Source organism: Lysinibacillus sp., from assembly GCF_032093475.1.
In the GTDB taxonomy this organism is placed as follows: domain Bacteria; phylum Bacillota; class Bacilli; order Bacillales_A; family Planococcaceae; genus Lysinibacillus; species Lysinibacillus irui.
This window is the reverse complement of sequence record NZ_DAMDAY010000060.1, coordinates 9919-11003: the sequence shown is the minus strand read 5'-3', so window position 1 is coordinate 11003 and position 1085 is coordinate 9919. Positions and strand designations below refer to the sequence as shown.

Here is a 1085-nt window from a genome sequence, read left to right as displayed (position 1 = left end):
TTCAATCCCTATTCCGAAACCCATTTATCAGTCTTTTGAAGAGTTAGAACCTGGTAAATTATTAGGGGTTAATTAAAGAGCATTGCAGAGGGAGTTTTTTTATGGAGCTAAAGGAGCAATTTTATTAATGATGGAAGAATTTACATATATAAAATAGCGAAATTCATTGTTAAGATTTGATAGGTAAAGTATTCAATGGATTTAAAAAGGAGCAACCAAATTGAAATTATTTTTATATGTAACAGCTTATTTAGTTACGGCTATCACCACATTACTCGCATCTTTTCCTTTAGCAGTAATTTATCAAAATGTAAGCGGAAATGATGATGCGTATTTTGGGCTTTATATCATCTATTTTTCACCTATTATTGTCATTTGTTCGTTTATCATCTGTTATTTGTTAATTAAAAAAATAACGATTAAACCAATACTTTTTGGGACAATTATCGGCTTTTGGTTAATCAAGGTTATACAAGTAATCAACAGTTTATATAGCTCCTATAATTACAAATCTAACGAAGATTATATACCAAATATCTTCATTCGCGATGCAATTGATCTTTCTATCCTGTTATTGCCGATCCTACTTGTCTTTTTATCACACTTCTTATTGAAGAAATATAACAACTGGCTGCATATCAGTGGCTTTACATGTGGAGCAACTATCGGTTTCTTTACGTCCTACGCAATAGTACTTTTTATAAGATCATTTACTAATTCATTGACCTCGTTTTTTCATTTCAATACAAACGAATTAATGGTAGTTATCGTAGGAGCTGCTATTTTCGCGTTTTTAGGAAGTATGATCGGATTCAAGAAAAGTAAACAGATACAAAGAAGTAATTGATCTACATACATGTTTTCGGCTGGTAGAAAAAGTAACCCTAGATTTCGGTAGTTTTATTGGTGAACTAACGGTGCCGCTAAGTTTAATCAACGATTATTTTTCTATTCGTATATTTTTTGTATATACTGTATAATTTAGGTAGGGTAAATAACGTTGTTTATTTCTAAAGAAGAGGAGGGGGAAAGTTGTTATATTTGGCTTTATTACTTGGTATTGTTTTCATTGTAATTACAGATAA

At 30.7% G+C, this 1085-nt stretch carries 1 protein-coding gene; it reads left to right on the top strand.

Features of this window, described 5'->3' with window-relative positions:
• The first annotated feature begins 220 nt into the window (after positions 1–220).
• Positions 221–847: a hypothetical protein gene (locus tag RT445_RS13410; RefSeq protein ID WP_274793634.1), complete on the top strand. Its 627-nt coding sequence runs from the start codon at positions 221–223 to the stop codon at positions 845–847.
• Positions 848–1085 lie beyond the last annotated feature (238 nt).